At 39.8% G+C, this 17,624-nt stretch carries 12 protein-coding genes; 5 read left to right on the top strand and 7 right to left on the bottom strand.

Going from position 1 to position 17,624, the window contains the following annotated elements:
* Positions 1-13: 13 nt before the first annotated feature.
* The 6 genes from NSS66_RS14060 to NSS66_RS14035 all read right to left on the bottom strand — a co-directional run bounded on the left by NSS66_RS14060 (position 14) and on the right by NSS66_RS14035 (position 9,536).
* A complete protein-coding gene (locus tag NSS66_RS14060) occupies positions 14-1,702 on the bottom strand; it encodes a DNA cytosine methyltransferase (RefSeq protein WP_340959158.1) in 1,689 nt (562 codons plus the stop codon).
* On the bottom strand, positions 1,692-3,455 hold the full coding sequence (locus tag NSS66_RS14055; RefSeq protein ID WP_340959157.1) for an AIPR family protein: 1,764 nt from the start codon (positions 3,453-3,455) through the stop codon (positions 1,692-1,694). Before NSS66_RS14055 ends, NSS66_RS14060 begins: the two co-directional genes overlap by 11 nt.
* On the bottom strand, positions 3,452-4,495 hold the full coding sequence (locus tag NSS66_RS14050) for a PD-(D/E)XK motif protein (protein WP_340959156.1): 1,044 nt from the start codon (positions 4,493-4,495) through the stop codon (positions 3,452-3,454). Before NSS66_RS14050 ends, NSS66_RS14055 begins: the two co-directional genes overlap by 4 nt.
* On the bottom strand, positions 4,492-7,353 hold the full coding sequence (locus NSS66_RS14045) for a Z1 domain-containing protein (protein WP_340959155.1): 2,862 nt from the start codon (positions 7,351-7,353) through the stop codon (positions 4,492-4,494). Before NSS66_RS14045 ends, NSS66_RS14050 begins: the two co-directional genes overlap by 4 nt.
* 12 nt (positions 7,354-7,365) lie before the next feature.
* Positions 7,366-8,817 carry an ATP-binding protein gene (locus tag NSS66_RS14040; RefSeq protein ID WP_340959154.1) on the bottom strand — a complete coding sequence of 484 codons (1,452 nt, stop codon included), beginning with the start codon at positions 8,815-8,817 and terminating at the stop codon, positions 7,366-7,368.
* 542 nt (positions 8,818-9,359) lie between these two features.
* A complete protein-coding gene (locus NSS66_RS14035) occupies positions 9,360-9,536 on the bottom strand; it encodes a hypothetical protein (protein WP_220030009.1) in 177 nt (58 codons plus the stop codon).
* A 268-nt stretch (positions 9,537-9,804) separates the two neighbouring features.
* Here NSS66_RS14035 and NSS66_RS14030 point away from each other — a divergent pair, with 268 nt between their 5' ends.
* From NSS66_RS14030 to NSS66_RS14020, 3 genes are all read left to right on the top strand, one after another.
* Positions 9,805-12,732 carry a contractile injection system protein, VgrG/Pvc8 family gene (locus NSS66_RS14030; protein WP_340959153.1) on the top strand — a complete coding sequence of 976 codons (2,928 nt, stop codon included), beginning with the start codon at positions 9,805-9,807 and terminating at the stop codon, positions 12,730-12,732.
* Between the two features lie 5 nt (positions 12,733-12,737).
* Positions 12,738-13,262 carry a hypothetical protein gene (locus tag NSS66_RS14025; RefSeq protein ID WP_028542224.1) on the top strand — a complete coding sequence of 175 codons (525 nt, stop codon included), beginning with the start codon at positions 12,738-12,740 and terminating at the stop codon, positions 13,260-13,262.
* Between the two features lie 281 nt (positions 13,263-13,543).
* Positions 13,544-13,903 carry a putative zinc-binding protein gene (locus NSS66_RS14020; RefSeq protein WP_013372447.1) on the top strand — a complete coding sequence of 120 codons (360 nt, stop codon included), beginning with the start codon at positions 13,544-13,546 and terminating at the stop codon, positions 13,901-13,903.
* 320 nt (positions 13,904-14,223) lie between these two features.
* Here the strand turns inward: NSS66_RS14020 and NSS66_RS14015 are convergent, their stop codons facing one another.
* Positions 14,224-14,379 carry a restriction endonuclease gene (locus tag NSS66_RS14015; RefSeq protein ID WP_256253383.1) on the bottom strand — a complete coding sequence of 52 codons (156 nt, stop codon included), beginning with the start codon at positions 14,377-14,379 and terminating at the stop codon, positions 14,224-14,226.
* Between the two features lie 147 nt (positions 14,380-14,526).
* On the opposite strand from NSS66_RS14015, the gene NSS66_RS14010 reads away from it, so the two are divergent.
* Positions 14,527-15,951 carry a pyridoxal phosphate-dependent decarboxylase family protein gene (locus tag NSS66_RS14010; RefSeq protein WP_340959151.1) on the top strand — a complete coding sequence of 475 codons (1,425 nt, stop codon included), beginning with the start codon at positions 14,527-14,529 and terminating at the stop codon, positions 15,949-15,951.
* Between the two features lie 520 nt (positions 15,952-16,471).
* Positions 16,472-17,344, top strand: coding sequence for a copper amine oxidase N-terminal domain-containing protein (locus tag NSS66_RS14005; RefSeq protein WP_340959150.1), 873 nt, complete (start codon positions 16,472-16,474; stop codon positions 17,342-17,344).
* Positions 17,345-17,624 lie beyond the last annotated feature (280 nt).

Below are 17,624 nucleotides of genomic sequence, written 5' to 3'. Positions count from 1 at the left end.
GGGGTCAAATATATCATATAGCAATGATATCATCTGTTTGAGCAATATTGATATCATTACAAATACATTCTTCAACTCCTAAATCATCGGACAACGAGCTGGATGATCTAAGACCTAATTGCTTCAACAGGCATTCGGCAATAGCTTGCCCCAATAAAGGAGGTACTGCATTTCCTACTTGTTGATATTGGGAATTCTTTGATCCGTAGAATACAAAGCTATTTGGGAAAGATTGCAACCTAGCAGCTTCTCTTATACTCAACGCTCTGTCCAATGTTGGATGAATCCACATAGATTTCCGTACATTGAGCACAGTCCCTGATGGCTGATCATATCGCAAACGAAGATAAATCGTATTTTGTGTTCTTTCAGGAAGAGAGTACGTAGATTTCAGTGACTTGTCGAGTTTATGAAAATTGTCCCCTTGTGCCAATGCCTTAAATCTTTTCATGGCCTCTTCTCCCGTGTCTGTAACTACATGATTAGCAATTGAGTCTCTGTTATTGAGGAGATTTGCCAATTTTGATCCCCCTAAAAAAACATTCTGAATTTGAGGGGCATTTGCTTGAATTGATGGTTCTAACTTTTCCAAATCTTCAATTGCATCTCTGACAGTAAAATAACTTTCCGCTTTAAATATAGGAGATGGTAACTCGACCCCACTTTCTCCTACTTTTTCTGATTTGATACCGATAAGGATAAAACGTTCCCTCGTTTGAGGAACGCCAAAATTAGCAGCATTCAATATTGCTTTCCTTGTTTGATACCCAAGAGCTTTAAATTTATGTTCAAGATAATCTTTAACAGTAAAAGTATCCACAGAGGCAACTGTACGGATTTCAGATGATTGAATCTCAAACTCAATACGATTCTCTTCCAATTCATGTATACGTTCAAACGCTTGTTCAACTTCAATAAGTGTTTTTAACCTTTCAAAATATTCCAAATAATTCCGTCTTTCATTTACATATCCTAGGATTATTTCTCTGGTCTCACCGTAAAAAGCTTCCCAATTACGATTCCCAAAACCTTGATGGAAGCCATCCCAGTTTTCCAAAAGTTTATGCAATTTATCTTTTTTCTCTTCAACGTACTTTGTTGCTCGTTTTTCTGTCCGCGAAAACTTTATTAAAGTGCTGAGCATAGCATATCCTTCTTCAGCCATTCGAAACCTATCTATTGGAACGTTATTTTCAACTACACCTATAACTAGAGCCGTCGCTTCTTCACCTGAGCATAAAACAACTTTTTCCTTTTTAGTGGGTATTCCCAATATATGAACCTCTTCTCTATTACCAATACCAACAAAGAAAAAGTGTTTGCTGGATTCCAATGTTTTTACATTTTCAAGAACAAATGCAGTTGGATCCAATTCCTCAATGGCTCGAACATACTCCTGAACCAACTGATTATTACCGCTGATTAAACTTGATTTCTGCCTGTTTGCATTTGAAAATCCTTGGCATGGCGGTCCACCGATAACAACATCTATATTGCTGTATTTTTCTTTAATTTCCTGCTTAAAGGAGATAGTTGTTGCATCCTTTTGGAGGACTTCCACACCTTCGTGATTTTCAGTATATGTCCTTGCCGCGTGCTTGTCATATTCTACTGCTGCTTTAAAATCAAACTGGCCTGTTCTCATAAATCCAAGGCTCAGCCCACCTGCACCAGCAAATAAATCCACTGTATTAAGTTTCATTTTCATCGTCCTCCTCATTCGAAGCAATTTGTAGCCCTTGACGCTTGAGCAGGAGGTTCCAACACTCTTCACGCTTGCACCATTGGGTAATATTAGTTCCTTCTACAATCGGACTTGTAATATGTCCCCATACTTTTAGAGCCAAATCTTGAATCGTCAACTCAAGTTTCTCATCAATATCTTGCTTCGCCCATATTTTATCCAAGTCGATCCCATCATCAAAAAGACGATATGCTAGAGCAATTGTATATGCCACTACATTGGCCTTATAATCTCCCAATTGCAAGCTTTTAACGATTTTATCGCATCTATCAAAAAGAATTACATTTGCCACCATATGCTTATAATACTTTTCATTGGGAAATGGAGCTTTCCCAGTCTCGACTAATTCCATAAACTTCACAAAATTGGTTTCTGATCCTTTGCTGACAACATGCGGCTTTTGCATTGCACACATCATGCATTTTGCAGCAAGTGTTTTGGTGACAACGAAACTCTTAGGATTCTCACTCCTAAATTTCTTTTTCCGAGTCTCTGTGTTTTGCCTACTGAGTTCAACAAGATATTGTCCTCGAGCACGTTCATAGAACCAGCGAACTCGCTGCCTTGAAGGAACCCATATCCTCCGTGACAACTTCTCCATTTCAACCTGCCAAGGATTATTGGCGCTAAAATCCGACATTGTAATTTTGTTCTGACTATTGGCATGCTTGGATATATACGAGATTATTCGATCTTTGTTTTGATTGGATTTTAGAATTGTCAATTTTATAGGTACAAATACCTGACTTAAATCCAGCTTTTTTTTGTATGCATTAGCGAGAGATGCTGTGGTTTGTCCCCCATTAACAATCTGCCAGCCGTGCAATGCATGCACTGAAACAGCGCCATGATTTAATTCATCAGCTTCTATCCATGTTGCAACCGTTGAAATCCCATTGTTGTATGCCATAAACATTTCCGGTTGGTCTCGAACTGTATCTCGAATGCCCTTGTTGATCGCATTCTTTGCTTGAAGAAACGAACGCACATTTCGCTCGATTAATTGCTGCCCATGTTCATCATATATTCTTGCCAGCAAGTTCCCAGGTATTATTCCAACATAACAGTCATACTGTTGATTCTCTGCCTGCATTTTCATCATGCAAATGCTAAAGTCGTATTGATCACGCAAATGAATGACGTTTTCTGCTGTGTTGCCTGTCTGTCCAACAAGTCTGAAGATTCTGTCTATGTCCCATACATCATATGAAAAAAGTGTATCCTCGTCTTTTACATCCGGTGGAGGCTCAATATTGACAACAGCATTCGAGATAAGATAGATGCGGACTGTTGAAATAAAAGACTGCCATTCATAAATCATCTGTGCTAATGTATAGGCACTGTCTGTCTCCTCCATTTCTTTATACATGCCCATTTTAGCATTTCTATAGAAACGACGCACCATTTTAAACATTCGATTCGCATCATTCCTGCTCACTTTCACAAGGCTATTGCTCCGTTCCCATTTAACAACAAGCAAACTGAGAGTTGCATTTTTCTCATCAAAGGCATGAGCGCTTACTTTCATTGCTTGTCGGCTGGAGTTGGTTTTTTGGTATGGACTAAGCTGCATGTCAACGATAATTTGCTCCTCTTCCAAATAACCGCACAGTATGCTCTCTACAGCCTCTTCCGTCGTCCGAAAACGCCCATATTCATGTTCTTCTCTTGCATCTTCAGAAATCATCGCATGAAAATCTTCTAGTATCATGCGGTGGCCTCCTTCGCATGATGCTTGACTATCTGCCAAAATTGCAGTTCATCCATTTTATAGTCGAAACAAGCTCCTATGTCTAATGAATAAGAAATATCGCCCAGGCCAATAGGCATATCTTCACTCAAAATACGTGGAAATCCTTCCTGTACGTTAAAAAAAGCGTATTCTTTAACTATATATTTAGTTGTATAACTATCAATATAAGGATTGCCAAGCCCAGATCCGAATATTTTATCTCGAAACAAACCGTACACTGCTTCATCTTTATTTATATACTCCTCGATGCTCTTTATTACATCTCGTAAAGTTTCTCCTGATGAATCGTTTGGTTGAACTGCTATAAAGCCAAGCACAAGAGTGCCTCCCGCAAGCCGATCACTAAGTTGCACTTCATTACTAATGTAAACTTTGTAGGGCATTTTTGAAGCTGTTGTCTTTATTTCAACGCCCATGTTTTGTAAAGAAAAATCGAATACATTCTGGTAAGGTCCTTTCCAAAAACCTATCGTCTGCATTCCAATGTCATTTTGCAGCATACTGCGTATCATCCAGAGTTCTCCATACAAACCTATCTGCTCTTCCTGCGATAATTTAATGCTTCCACGAAACGAAAAAAATCGGCTCCAGCGTTCTAATGCAGAAGAAAGCTCTTTGCGCAGATGAGATCTTTCAATGCCTAGAAGGCAAGAACATAAATCATCAACAACAGCAAAGTACACTTCGTCATCGCTCTCCTCGTTTTGTTCAATACGGACATAATTTCCTTCCATGCCTACATTGTCAAAACCAGTAAAGTCGATGGAAATCCCTTTCCAAGCTGGATATTTGTTTCCTTTGGTCACATCTTCAGGAGTGCATTGCAAAAATAAAATATGTTTTCCGTCTGATTTCTTTACGGCAAATATAGCCAATATATCTTGGCTTAATTTCATTTGTCGGGATAGGAGTGAATCGCTTCCAGACCATTTTTTTGAAAGGAACTCCTGATCTAATACATAAAAGATCTCATGAGCTGAAATTATATTTATGCTCACTCCTGCTCATCCTCCTCTTCCAAGACACGAAAGACATTATTAACTTTATAGTTCACAGGAGTCGAATGGTGGCTTGGCGGGAAAACTAAACCAATGCCCATCGGAATAATGTCATCTGGTAAACTCGCGAAAACACTATCATCAGAATTCTCAATAGGATATATTAACATCAATCCTCTATGTGGTTGAGCTTTTCTCAATTCACTACGTATATACACAGCAGACTCCCAATCAGATCCCAAACTGTCCATAATAACTTTTGAACGTTTCCCCTTTTTACGAGTTGCTTGAGCTCTCAACTCAACGACCCTTTCCATTTGAGCATCATTAAAGTCCAAATATTCATGGTCCTGTGAAAGCAATCGTCCAAAAGCCTTTGCCCCTCTGTTTTCACCTTTGGCTCTTCTTACTGCCCTCTCTATTGGCAGCCCTCCAATCTCAAATCCCTTGCTTTGAAACTTATCATTTTCATCCGCATTGATCAGACATATTGTCCATTCTGTTAATCCTCCATGCTTAATCTGCTTCCTAATATACTCCCTCAAACGAAAACTATTTGCTCTCGGCGCATTATGTGCAGTTTTATATTCAGACAAGAAATCGCAGATATTAGAACCATCAACCAGTTCCCAAAAGTAGTGCTTAGGTAAATTGGCATTATTCACGTATTTCTCAGGACGTTTTCTGTAAAGATAATTTTTATCAGGAGCGCCAAGTTGCCGGATAAAATGATCTACTGCATTTTGATTCTCTCTGAAAAAGTCTTCATTATTTTCAAATTTTGTAGTTTCACTCACGCTGTTACTGTAATCCTCCTGTCTATCATAAGCTGACTGCATCTTATTTGTTGCGGCAATAAACAGGTCTGGATGTGTTCGAACTTTGAGTCCATATTCTTTAGGCAATGCGCTGCGCTGATCCATATTGAACAATTCGCCGCGTAATTCTTCAGTCGCAACCGCAATATGTGCAAACCATTCAGCTAAGGTTGAAGTGGTATACAGTCTGCACAAATCAAGATAGCCGGGTCTATAGCCAAACCATCTGCCCATTTGCATCAATGTATCATAGAATGTAGAAGCTCGAAGAAAATAACTTATAGATAGCCCTTCTAAAGTCAACCCCCGTGAAAGCTTGTCTCCACCTACAGCTATCACAATTCGCCCATTCGGGTAATCCTTGTACTTCAATTCATCATCACTAACTCCGTTGACCTCAAGAACTTCAAGCTTGTCCAAAATATTCGAAATTCCACTCAATATCACCGGCCATTCTGGCATATCGCATTCACCAGCCAGATCAAAAAAGTATTTACGCAAATGGAAGGTTGTTTCAACAAAATCATCTTCCCATAATTTTTTCAGCCGAGTCTCAAAAGAAAAGGGATCTGCTGGATCTTCGTATCTTAGATGATTTCGGATATCCTTGATTTTTCTACCTACAAGATCTTTGATCTCACCATGAATATTGGTAAACCGTGCCGCATGAATAAGCATCGACATGTGCTCATTCTCTTGTTTTCGAGCTAAACGAATTGATGACGAAATTAAAAAAGCACCAATAGCATCTACCAATGTTTCAGGCAGGCGTTCAGGGATATGACCATTTTTCGTTTTTGCAGGAACGAATAATGGATCATATTGCACTTTTCTAATCAATCGCATGGTCTCACCATCAGCACGGTTAAGGCCAAAAAACTCTGCTGGACCAATATAGTTGCTAGGTTTTGGGAGACAAAGAATAAAATCTTTTGGGAACAGTTCCTTTCCATAATGTTCTGTTTCTGCCTCATCATGAATGAAAATATTAGCATAGGGTGTAGCCGTGTACCCCACATACGCTTTGTTAGAAAACAAATTGTAAATTCTTCTAATTTCAGCGTTGACACGGGAAGGCTCATATTGAGGCAAAATGTTGCCATTAGCATCACTTATCGCTCTTGTGTTGACGGATGCTTGATCGGCCTCATCGTCAATCATCAGCATTGAAATATTGGCAATTACCGCTTTTCCTTGCTTAAGTAAATGGTCTTTTGTCAAATTTCCTGTTCTAAAAAATTGATATAGATTCTTTAAAATAGTTGCGTTTTTCTTGACAATAAATACAGACGGACGTCCACCTAATAATTGAATTTTATTTGCTTGACTCTTCTTGAAATCTCCTTTTTTACTCCTGTCAGTGTACATATTTACCATGAGTTGCTCAGAAAACGTTAGCTGACCCACCCCTACTTGTTCTCTAAACATGCCATTTTTTATTGCCAGCTCAATACTCGAATCACATCCAAACACTTCTTCATCTAAACGCGACTGGGTCTGCATTCGAAGACTATCATGCATACCAGCAAGCACAATGATAAGCTGGAACCCAGCATCAAGAGCCTTGTTAATTAAGCCAGTATAATGAGCTGTTTTACCTGATTGAACATATCCTAATACAAGACCCCGGCGGTCATTCAATAGTGAACTTTGTTTTGGATCATCAATTGCATCAAGAATTTTATCAGTCGTTTCATCTAAGCTGTCTATAATTGACGGACTCCATTTTTTTTCGTTTGTTAAATACCTCCGCCAACGATTCCAATGTCCCAAAGAATTTTCATTTTTCTGTTCCGTCCACCATTTATGCTTCTCTTTCTGCTGCTCCTCTCCTTGAAGCATCAAGTAATCTGAAACCTCTTGTGTTATAAATAACCGGAGATGCTCCTTAAGCCATTCAGCATCAACATCCTTACCACCCGGCAAGTTGGTTTTTACAAATTGAACAGTTTGAGTAACTGCCGTTTCAAATTCCACTTCTTTTTCTTTTAGGGACCAGCAGTATTCGACAGCAATTCTAGCAACTGCATCTCTATCCATAAGCGACTCCTTTCAGTGCTTGAGTTTTCCTTTAATAACCTCCGATAACCCTTCATATATGCTAATCTGAAGCACTTTGCCTAGTGCTTCAGACGAGCTATAGCCCACATTCATCAAGTCATTGTAAAATTTCATCGCGCTATTAACTAGTTCCTCTGAATAATTCATCTCATTTGAAAAGGGTCTCATCAGAGATACATTCATTGGTGCGAACCCCTCGACCAAGCTAAAATACACATTCAGCTTCTTTAAAGAGTCTTCAGGCAACTCTGAGCATACATCTTTTAGCAGTGCATAATGGCGATTCAGCTTAAAATACGTTCTTCCTCGAATGGATGCCTGCTCCCATATTGCCTCATTATCCTCTGTTTTGTTTTTTTGATTAATGGTCGCCCCTCTGAAAAAATAAACCTTGCGCGATGCTTCCTGAGTTGTTCTAGCGATTCGCCGGATACTCTCTCTAAGCACTGATGGCGGTGCCGCTGAGGATTTCTTAACATCAATTTTCCATTCAAAATCCATATCTCCTGTTAAATCCAACTGAATTCTAGCGAGCTGACCCGGCTCATTTTTTCGCAGCATTTTGAACCATGTGCCTGGAACAATCAGACGCTTATTTCTATATACATAGAACCCCTGCTGCTCCATCCATCCACTGATTCCACCAATTTCTTCATATTCTGACAATGACATTTTAGAATGATGCGGCAAGATGAACCCATGTACCCGAATGCTCCCCCCATTACATTCCAAATACTCCTCTCTAAACTCTTGGGTTGCGAGTGATTGCCGCATAAATGGATCCCATGGCTCAATTCTTTTTCCATTTATAAAAATATGTAATGCTTGTGCACCAATTAAGAATCTATGGAATACCATGGATAAATGTTTCTCCATCTCAGCAATCCGTTGCCAAAAACGACTAATGGACTGATTACTGTAATTCTCAGTGATTAGTCTATCTAGCTTCTCCATCACCACAATTGTACCTTGTTTATAATTACTTAATCGATTTAAAGCATGCTGCCAAGCTAACGTTAAACTATCATCAAACAGCTCCCAACGGTTTGAAATCATAATATTGTCTATATCCCAGACCCTAACACTCATCGCACTCGTAGCAAGTTTGCTTCCTACAGTCAATCGTTTACATAATGAAAAAGCTGCCGTTTTTAAACCCATGCCAAATCGTCCTAAATCATCCCGATCTCTTGAATCCATTGGGTTTTTCGAACCAATTTTCATTGCCTGGTGCAAATCTTCTTCATTCATTCCATACCCATTATCACATACACTTATATAAGCAAATTCATTACTCCATTTGACGTCAATGTAAATCTCGGTTGCCTTAGCAGTGATGCTATTATCGACAATATCAGCAATCGCAGATTCTAAAGTGTAACCTACTGATCTCAAGGAAAGTACTAGCGGAGCTGCATCGGGAATTGCAGTCTTTATATTCATCGTTGCTCCTTTCATAATACGACTTATTTATTTACTAATAGATAATATAGCTGAGATTTAAACAATATTCGACATGTGGGGCTTTGTTACCTTTTAAAAATACAATTCCTGACCGTTTAAGTTAGATTTAAATGTATACAATTACAACGTTCAAGTTAGAAGCGATTTCAGATTCTTTCTTGTACAAAATATGCGTAGACTTCACTTAATTTTTACTTAATAGTGTATTTATCTAAAATACGAGAAATAATGATTCTTTACTCGTGATTGCTACCAGTGAAAATACCAGTCTAGCTTGATTTTAGACAAATTATGCTGGTTTATGATAATACAATAAAAAAATACCCATAACAATATGGGCATTTTTAAAAAAGCAATATATTCGCTTGCCATGAGTCCTCTTTCCGAAGTATCTACTCATGCCTCTTCAACGTATCATCCCGATATATTACTACCACGCACTCCACGTGTGTCGAGACAGTGGAAGGGATATATTCCTTTTTATTATATATATTACCTATCATATCAAAAGCCACTCCTTCTCACAACACCCCCATTTTCCAGATGATACCTGTTTTCCCTTCACTTCTATCGATCCCACTAGTTCCATATGAGCCTGTATTTAATTTACCCGAATCCTTAATCACAATTAAATTAGCCCCGTTCCTAACTTTGGAAGGCAATTGCTCAAAATTACTGTCAGCTTTCTCTCTTCCCATGTCTCTCCCTTCCAATAATACACATTGAAAATCCCCCAATGAATGGGTCATTCTGTAAACTAAATCTCTCTTTTAACCGATAAATACATATGCTGGGTTGTTTATTAAATATCACCTCTAAACCTTTATAGCGCACAAACCTTGTAATACATATCTATCTTGACTGACAGTTGTACTCATCTGCGTATTCTTTAATCAGAAGCAATTTCAAGATGACGTGCTTTACTTGGAAATACCCATCGCATCTAGAAAGGAGTCTTGAACTCACTTGAGCGTATTATCAGATGGGATCGGATATGAAAGCCTACGCTTTTATGGTCCCTTTCAGCCACTACACATTGAACTACTTCAAATAACACGTGCCATCAACGATCATGCCTATTTACACATCAGTGGCATGCTCTCCGAAGAACAGGGAGCGGCTTGTATTGGTCAAAATATGGAGCAAGAGCCGATTGTGATTCGTCAGTTGAATGATCAGGGACAATCGCTGAGAAGGCTGTTCCATGGGATTGTTACACGTATGTCCGTACACTGCGTACGAGGCGTGTATACGTTTGAATTGGAGGCCGCTTCTCATTCATATCAGATGGATATTAAACGTAAAAGACGCTCCTATCAAGATATTCACCGTACCTATGATGATCTGGTCACTGCGCTGGTTCGAAAATATCAATACGGAGATGCCATTGATACGGTAAGCAACCATGCCAAACTGGAGACATTTGTTTTACAATATGAGGAGACGGATTGGGCGTTTTTAAAACGCCTCGCTTCTCGCTTTGGTTCCGTACTTGTGCCAGAGGTAACCGCAGCCTCGCCCAAGGTTTTCTTCGGGATGCCCGAAGGCAAGCAGCATAAGGTGGAGCGAGATGTATTTTATCGAGTTCGGAAAACGTTTCATGAGTTGGATGCGGAAAAGCCCGGAAAACGTGCTAGCTCGTATGTCACCTATATGATCGAAAGTCTGCAATACTATGCGCTGGGCGACCTCATCACGTTACCCATTGGACAAGGCAAAGAACTGGTCGTGGTTCGGGCAGTGACCACATTAACGGATGGCTTACTGCGTACCCGCTATGACCTTCAAGCCGAGCAGGATATCCACTATGCCCGGTATGAAAACGATCAGGCCACCGGGATTTCGCTGACAGGGACGGTGCTGAAGGTACAACAGGATTTTGTACAGCTTCAACTGGACATTGACCCGAAGCAAGATCCTGCCAAAGCGTACTGGTTTCCCGTAGCCACCCGTTATGTCGCTGAAGAACATAGTGGCTGGTACGATATGCCTGAGATCGGGGAAAAGGTGGAATTGTATCTGCCTACACATCGCGAACAGGATGCCTATGTCACGGATTCACTGCGACAACAACGCCACACAAATGGTCAGCCGAATGTGAAGGTATGGCAACATGTGCAAGGTAGCGGCGTAGAAATGTCTGAGCATGAGCTGACTCTATCCACCTCCGGTGAATTTTCCATTACACTGCATGAAAGTAGCGGCATTACCATCGACAGTCCGGGGAATGTGCAGATTCAGGGTGGTCACGTGAAGCTCGATGCTGGGCAGGAACTTTCGCTCGAAGCTGGAACGGCGCTGTATCTAAAAGGCGGGTCCAGCAGCATGGTACTGGATGGTGAGACGGATACCAAAGCTCCGGTGATTTATCAGGAAGGTACGGTGAAAGCACCTGTTTTCGTAGCCGACCTCCCTCCTGTGCCTGAGCCACCATTGATGAGCATCAAAGCATACGAGGCGGCGCAAGCTCCATCAGCTACTAAGACATCAAGCAGCACTCCTACCGCCAAAGTGACAAGTCCGGCTGCACTTCAACAGGCCAACTCTTTGTTGGGTACGGTGTCCAAGCTATTAGGCTCCATTCCAGTGATGGGAAAAGTGGCTGGCGTTGTTGCGGGAGCTTTAGGTGGACCTGCGGCGGGTGTCATTCTGAAAGCAACCGCAATGATCCCTGTTCGGAGCAAAGGAACTGCTACGATTGGAGGCGGAAAGGGGATCGGTATTCATCCGTTGAAACACTTGGCTGGTCTAGCACTCCAAGGATTGATTAACCAGTATGAACATGATCAAGCGAGACAAGCCTACTATAGCAAGTGGATTCTTGGGAAAGTGTTTACGAGTGCACGTCATATAGCGCATTCCGGTGGCCCACTGGAACTGGTTCAAAACCTGCTGAAAGAGTCTAATGCCATGGTTCATGCGTATCAGCAGATTCCTATAGATCTGAGACAAAGCTGGAGAGCCAATTATGACAGCTACATGGCAGCTGAAAAAGCCAAAGTATCCTATAATTTTGATGAGTATGATAAAGAATTTATGGGTACTATGTGGGTCCTCAGTAAAAATGGAGTTACCGATCAGAAAGCAGCCCAAGCCACTCTTGCCTATAACGAAGCTATTAAAAATGGAGAAATCAAATTACATCACGAACCAGAAAATGTGGATATTTTCGTAGAACAGATTAAAGCAGCTAAAGAAGGAAAGAACTATTGGACAGGCGAAGAAATACCAAAATGGCAGGCAAATGCTATTATTATTAGCAGTGTATTTTCTGAATTTCAGATGGTTGGAAGTTTATACGGCGCTAAATTTGGTAGGAATATAAAGATACCTTCTAAATCAATTAAAGCTCCAGTATCTATCGTTGAAGAACCAGGAATCGTAAAGCCTCCGCCTTCTAAACCTATTGAACCACCCAAAACTGAAGGAACGATTAATGGTAAACCTAAGTTACCTTCTGATAAAAAATTACTTGATGCTGTTACTGATTGGTCAAGCATGCAAAAAAAGCTTGCTCCTTCAAAAAGGAAAATGGATAATTTCAATACAGCTGCTGTAGCTTATGACGCAAAAACAGGGAAGTATTATTATGGAATGAATAAAGGTATACAACTTAGTGGAGATAAAAAGAATACAGTGTTATTTGGAAGCAAAGACAAAGCAGGATTATTGCCAAAAGATTCTCTTAATGAATATGCAGTGGGAAATTGCGCAGAAGTAGATGCAGTGAATCAAGCGCTAAATCAAAAGGCTAATGTGAATGATTTATATATATATACTATTAAAACAACTCCACACGAATTTGGAGCAGCAAAAATAGCTTGCGAAAACTGCACATTTACTTTTAAAGGAAATGTTGCTGACGCACTCACCGGATGGTATAAAGGAGACTAACGATTATGAACATGGAAAAATTTAAACATACTTCAATGAGGGGTAGAGTTGCATATGGTGTTAGCTGTTTTGAGAACGCTATTATAGCCTTGAAATATGATGTTAATGATTGGAAGATCGTTTTGAATTATTTATGGGAATTCACTAATATACAATACTTGGATGATTGGAATGATATAGTCGTTGAATTAATTCCTGAGAATTTAACAGAATTCAAAACATACGAAGAGGAAGAGTTTGAGAAGTTGAGTAAAGATGAATTCATATATTTGTATAGCTTATATCAAAATATTGATGGATCAGTCGACGCCTTACTGCGAGGTATTTATGACCTTGGTATCAGTCATGCGTACACTGTAATCGAAGGATACGGCGAAAGCAGTTTGAAATCTTTGGAGAAAATTGTAAAGCTCATGATAGATTACAATTTTCCATTGCCAAGTATCGAACCATTTCTAAAATTTTCTATAGAAGAAAATAAAGGATGGGGTGACAAGTTTGATGGCACAAAATTATCTAAAATTCTTTAACATAGAAATTGATTAGTTTAAGTGTACCTAAACAGTAAAATTCCAGAAGCTTATTCCAACTTAAATCTATGAGTAGGGATAAGCTTTTTTTTCTAAAGATCTAGCTGAATTGTATACACACAGTTAGCCCTATAACAGATTTTACAAAAATATTGTCGTGATCACGATCACGGTTTAGACTGTAAATTTAAGTTAAAATACAAACAATTTTAAATTTTATTTCATCTAAAACCAAAGATACTGTGATGGATCACAAAGAAAAAACAAGGAAGTGTACAAAGATGAAAAGAACTGATTTACCTCTTGTCTATTCATGTTCTGGATGTTCCTCCGCAGCACAAACCGCTAACATGATCGCTATACAAATGGATCGAGAAAAAGTCGCTGAAATGTCCTGCATTGCTGGGGTTGGTGGTGATGTCAAACCCCTTGTCAGAACAGCAAAATCGGGACGTGACATCATTGCAATTGACGGCTGTCCCTTGTCCTGTTGCAAGAGTTGCTTAGCAAGGCATGAAGTTCAACCCAAACACTATTTCCTGCTGTCTGACTTTGACGTACCCAAGATAATAGGAGAAGATCCTAACCCCGATCATTATAGGAATGCTTACACACAAATCTTAGAACAAATTGGACAATAATTCTTAGTCAAAATTAAGGTGTGTATCGAAAGATGGCTCACCCATTTTTTTATTCCTTTGAGGTGTTGGTACAATATACAGTAAAAGTATAGTTGGCTCTTATTAACAATATAAGTAAATTAGTTTTTACTGGTGGCTCCTATCGCATCTTTAAGGGGCACCAGTATTTTTTTACTCCCAGTTTAATGCAGAGTCATTTTTTAAATTTTTAAGTAGCTCATTTGCAACATCTGGCAAAGCGTTTTCGAACACTTTTCTTACAAGTACTATACATTTATTCTCTTTTTTTAATTATTTTCAGATAACTAAGGTTCCCCCTCCTATATTACAAGCTCCCCCGCTCCTTGCTGCCTTGTAAAATTACTCGTCGTTACCATCCAAGCAACACAGCAACTATGTACCTGCTTACCAGCCTTGAGTTGGAGTAGTATACCATTCTCAACATCACGTTTCCAGCATTTGCACTGAACGGCGATTTTATAGCTCTCTTTGCCTTTGAGAATTACTTTGCGTAATAGCGAAGAGCCTAAAAATAAACGTAATGATGAAATCGGTGAATATCACAATATGACAACAGATGTTATATTATACTTGATTGAAGTTAAGCAAAGGAGATGCTTATAATGAATCAAGAACCAAGTCAGCAATTAGGTGAGATTATTGAGCAGTTCATACATTCATTTATAGCAGAAAATAACAATATTCGATCCCGAAAAGTAATCAACACTGCAGATGGGGATACAATAGCTCATTTAAGGGGAATTGGTTTTCCGAAAAAAGGAAGACCGATACAAGAGGTCGTCGATGAAATGAGGAAAAACGTCTATCCTCACCAAACCTTCATGCAACACCCTCGCTTTTTCGCATTGGTTCCTGGTCCAATGTCTCTTTACTCGTGGTTAGGAGATATCATGACCAGCGCTTATAATACCCATGCCGGAAGCTGGATGCTGAGTTCGAGCGCAAGCCTTTTAGAGGGGGAAGTGATCCGGTGGATGTGTGACCAAGCAGGATATCCCAATACTGCTGGAGGCTTATTTCTGTCGGGCGGATCGCTGTCGAATTTGACCGCTTTAGCGGCTGCACGCAATGCAAGGTTATCCGAGCAGGAATATGCCATTGGAACTGCTTATGTTTCAGATCAAACTCATTCATCGGTCGCCAAAGGGTTACGCATCCTCGGATTCCGTGGTGATCAAATCAGAAAGATTCCAAGTGATAAAAATTTTCGTATGGATGTTTCAGCCTTAGAAAAAAAAGTAATGGATGATCAGGCGGCTGGCATGAAGCCTTTTGCGATCATTGCCACGGCAGGCACAACCAATACGGGAAGCATTGACCCGTTGAACGAAATTGCTGACCTATGTGAAAAACATAACATTTGGTTACACGTGGATGGAGCTTACGGTGCATCGATTTTGGCTTCTTCGAAATATAAGCCCCTTTTGAGCGGGATATCGCGTTCAGATAGCATCACCTGGGATGCACATAAATGGTTAATGCAGACATACTCCTGTAGCGTAGTTTTAGCCAAAGAAAATCAACAGCTTAGAAACTGCTTCAGCACACATCCAGAATATTTGAAAGATGCCGAGACTAATGAAGAATATATTAATTATTGGGATCTGGGCCCTGAATTAACGCGGCCTGCTCGAAGTTTGAAACTATGGGTGACACTACAGGCTTTAGGAACTAATGCTGTCGGTGAAGCCATAGAGCATGGAGTTCAACTCGCAGAATGGGCTGAAGATGAAATCAAAAAACATCATCATTGGGAAATTGTATCCCCCGCACAGTTAGCGATTGTTAATTTTCGATATGCGCCAACTGGATTATCTGAGCAAGAATTAGATTCACTCAATAAAAAGATCTCCCAAGAAATGATGACAAACGGATACGCCTCTGTGCTTACGACACAACTTAATGGAAAAACTGTTCTCCGAATCTGTGCAATTCACCCAGACACTACGGAACATGAGATAAGGAATACAATTCAGCTTTTATCGAATATAGCACGCTCATTGAATGAGACAAAAGCCTTTTTGTGATGAAAAATTGTGAAATGAAATGCTACACTTTCTGTAAATGAATAAAAATGCTCAACATCACACAAATAAGAGGGGCTCGCCGCCCCTCTTTACTGTTTCCTAAACATCTTCCAAATTATTTGCCATTGTGCAATGCAGTAACAATGAACAGCACTCAACCCTGAAACGTTTTTTGGATGCAGAAATATATTCAAGTTGCTCTTAAACTCTCGTACATCAATGCTTTTCATATCGCTATATTACTACCCCGCATTCCACATGTGTCGAGACGATGGTAAGGATATACCCCCTATTACCACCTGAATTTTCATAAAGCAACCTGTTCTGAGAAAGAACCAATGTAGTATACATTCGAGATGATGGAGAGATTCTTGCAAACAAGCCCGAATTATTGGAGCAGTGGTCTAATGCAGAGCAAGTAGGAGAAAATTTATTTAAAACTAAAGAAGGACAAACTATCACTGCTCCAAAGCAAACATGCGACCTAACACAACCTATCTCAATTCACGGAGGGTGAAAAATGAAACGAAAATATTTTTATAGAACGGCTGTATTATCCCTTGCAGTTCTTGTGAGTTCTATATTTGGAACCTCTTCTTATAACGCTAATGCAGCACCGATTAATCACTCTATTCATGTCAATGGAACCTCTTTGCTCAAAGTGAATGATTATGACGTTTTGTACTGCACGCCGATTGGTCCCTACGTTAATGAAGAAAAACGTCTCATGGTTCCGCTTCGTTCCGTTGCCGAGCTTCTTGGCGCAAAAGTTGATTATAACGGTAAACTTCAGGAAGCAAAAATCAGGTGGAGGTCAAATGAAATTGTGTTTCAAAAGGGAGCGAAAACATATAAACTGAACGGTACTCCAGCACAGATGGACACTCAGCCCGAAGTGATTCAGGATGCCTTTGTCATTCCGCTTGGGGTATTAGTGAGAAGTATGAATATCCCGTTTGAGTACATGAACAACAAAGTAATTTTAAAAGATCTTGCTTTTGACCAAAGCAAGATTTTTCAAAAAGTAATAGAACTGGATCGAGGAAGATCCATTGTTGACAATCCTTCTGCACTGGATATTCAAAATTTCAATCTTGTGGAAGAGAAAAACTCAGCAAGCGAAACCAGAGGGAGTATCACAGTGAGTGGGTTAAATCGGACAGGCTCCACGATTAAAGAAGGGAAAGAAGATTTGCACATCATTGGCTTCTTTAATCAAACGGTGGAAATGGATGCAGATTTCGCGTCTGTAGATATCCCGGATCGAAAACGTCCAAAAGTTAATCAGGAAGGTCGCGTGTCTCAAAGTCTGTCGTATCTTAAAATAAATGACCCTTTGCAGTATATACTAGCTGCCGGAAGAACATTACAAACGAAGAATGAACGAAAATAGTAATATTCCATTGGACTGAGGCCTTTTAGTTTTGCCTGCAACCTCATTATTTTAAATAATAGATGTATAGGCTTCAATATCCTTCTTCAGTTCCTCAAAGGTCCACCCTATGCCTTGAATTTTTCATATCTACATTAGGTCTACAATTAAAAGTGATTAAAAGCAAAAACCCACTCAGTGAGCGGGTTTCAGTATAGAGACGTGGAGAGTTGAACCCCTGTTCAAAACTTTCTCTGCTATTCATTAAAACATTGCTCCTCAAGCCTTATGTACCAGACTT

It is taken from the genome of Paenibacillus sp. FSL R10-2748, from assembly GCF_038005565.1.
GTDB classification, from domain to species: Bacteria; Bacillota; Bacilli; order Paenibacillales; family Paenibacillaceae; genus Paenibacillus; species Paenibacillus polymyxa_B.
Note: the sequence above shows the minus strand (reverse complement) of the source record. Positions and strands in the feature narration are given on the sequence as shown.

What these genes read in the sequence shown, in the direction of transcription:
- NSS66_RS14025 (WP_028542224.1), top strand. Translation starts at nt 12,738, where the DNA reads ATGAACATGGAAAAATTTAAACATACTTCAATGAGGGGTAGAGTTGCA.
- NSS66_RS14040 (WP_340959154.1), bottom strand. Translation starts at nt 8,817, where the DNA reads ATGAATATAAAGACTGCAATTCCCGATGCAGCTCCGCTAGTACTTTCC.
- NSS66_RS14060 (WP_340959158.1), bottom strand. Translation starts at nt 1,702, where the DNA reads ATGAAACTTAATACAGTGGATTTATTTGCTGGTGCAGGTGGGCTGAGC.
- NSS66_RS14045 (WP_340959155.1), bottom strand. Translation starts at nt 7,353, where the DNA reads ATGGATAGAGATGCAGTTGCTAGAATTGCTGTCGAATACTGCTGGTCC.
- NSS66_RS14035 (WP_220030009.1), bottom strand. Translation starts at nt 9,536, where the DNA reads ATGGGAAGAGAGAAAGCTGACAGTAATTTTGAGCAATTGCCTTCCAAA.
- NSS66_RS14020 (WP_013372447.1), top strand. Translation starts at nt 13,544, where the DNA reads ATGAAAAGAACTGATTTACCTCTTGTCTATTCATGTTCTGGATGTTCC.
- NSS66_RS14055 (WP_340959157.1), bottom strand. Translation starts at nt 3,455, where the DNA reads ATGATACTAGAAGATTTTCATGCGATGATTTCTGAAGATGCAAGAGAA.
- NSS66_RS14005 (WP_340959150.1), top strand. Translation starts at nt 16,472, where the DNA reads ATGAAACGAAAATATTTTTATAGAACGGCTGTATTATCCCTTGCAGTT.
- NSS66_RS14010 (WP_340959151.1), top strand. Translation starts at nt 14,527, where the DNA reads ATGAATCAAGAACCAAGTCAGCAATTAGGTGAGATTATTGAGCAGTTC.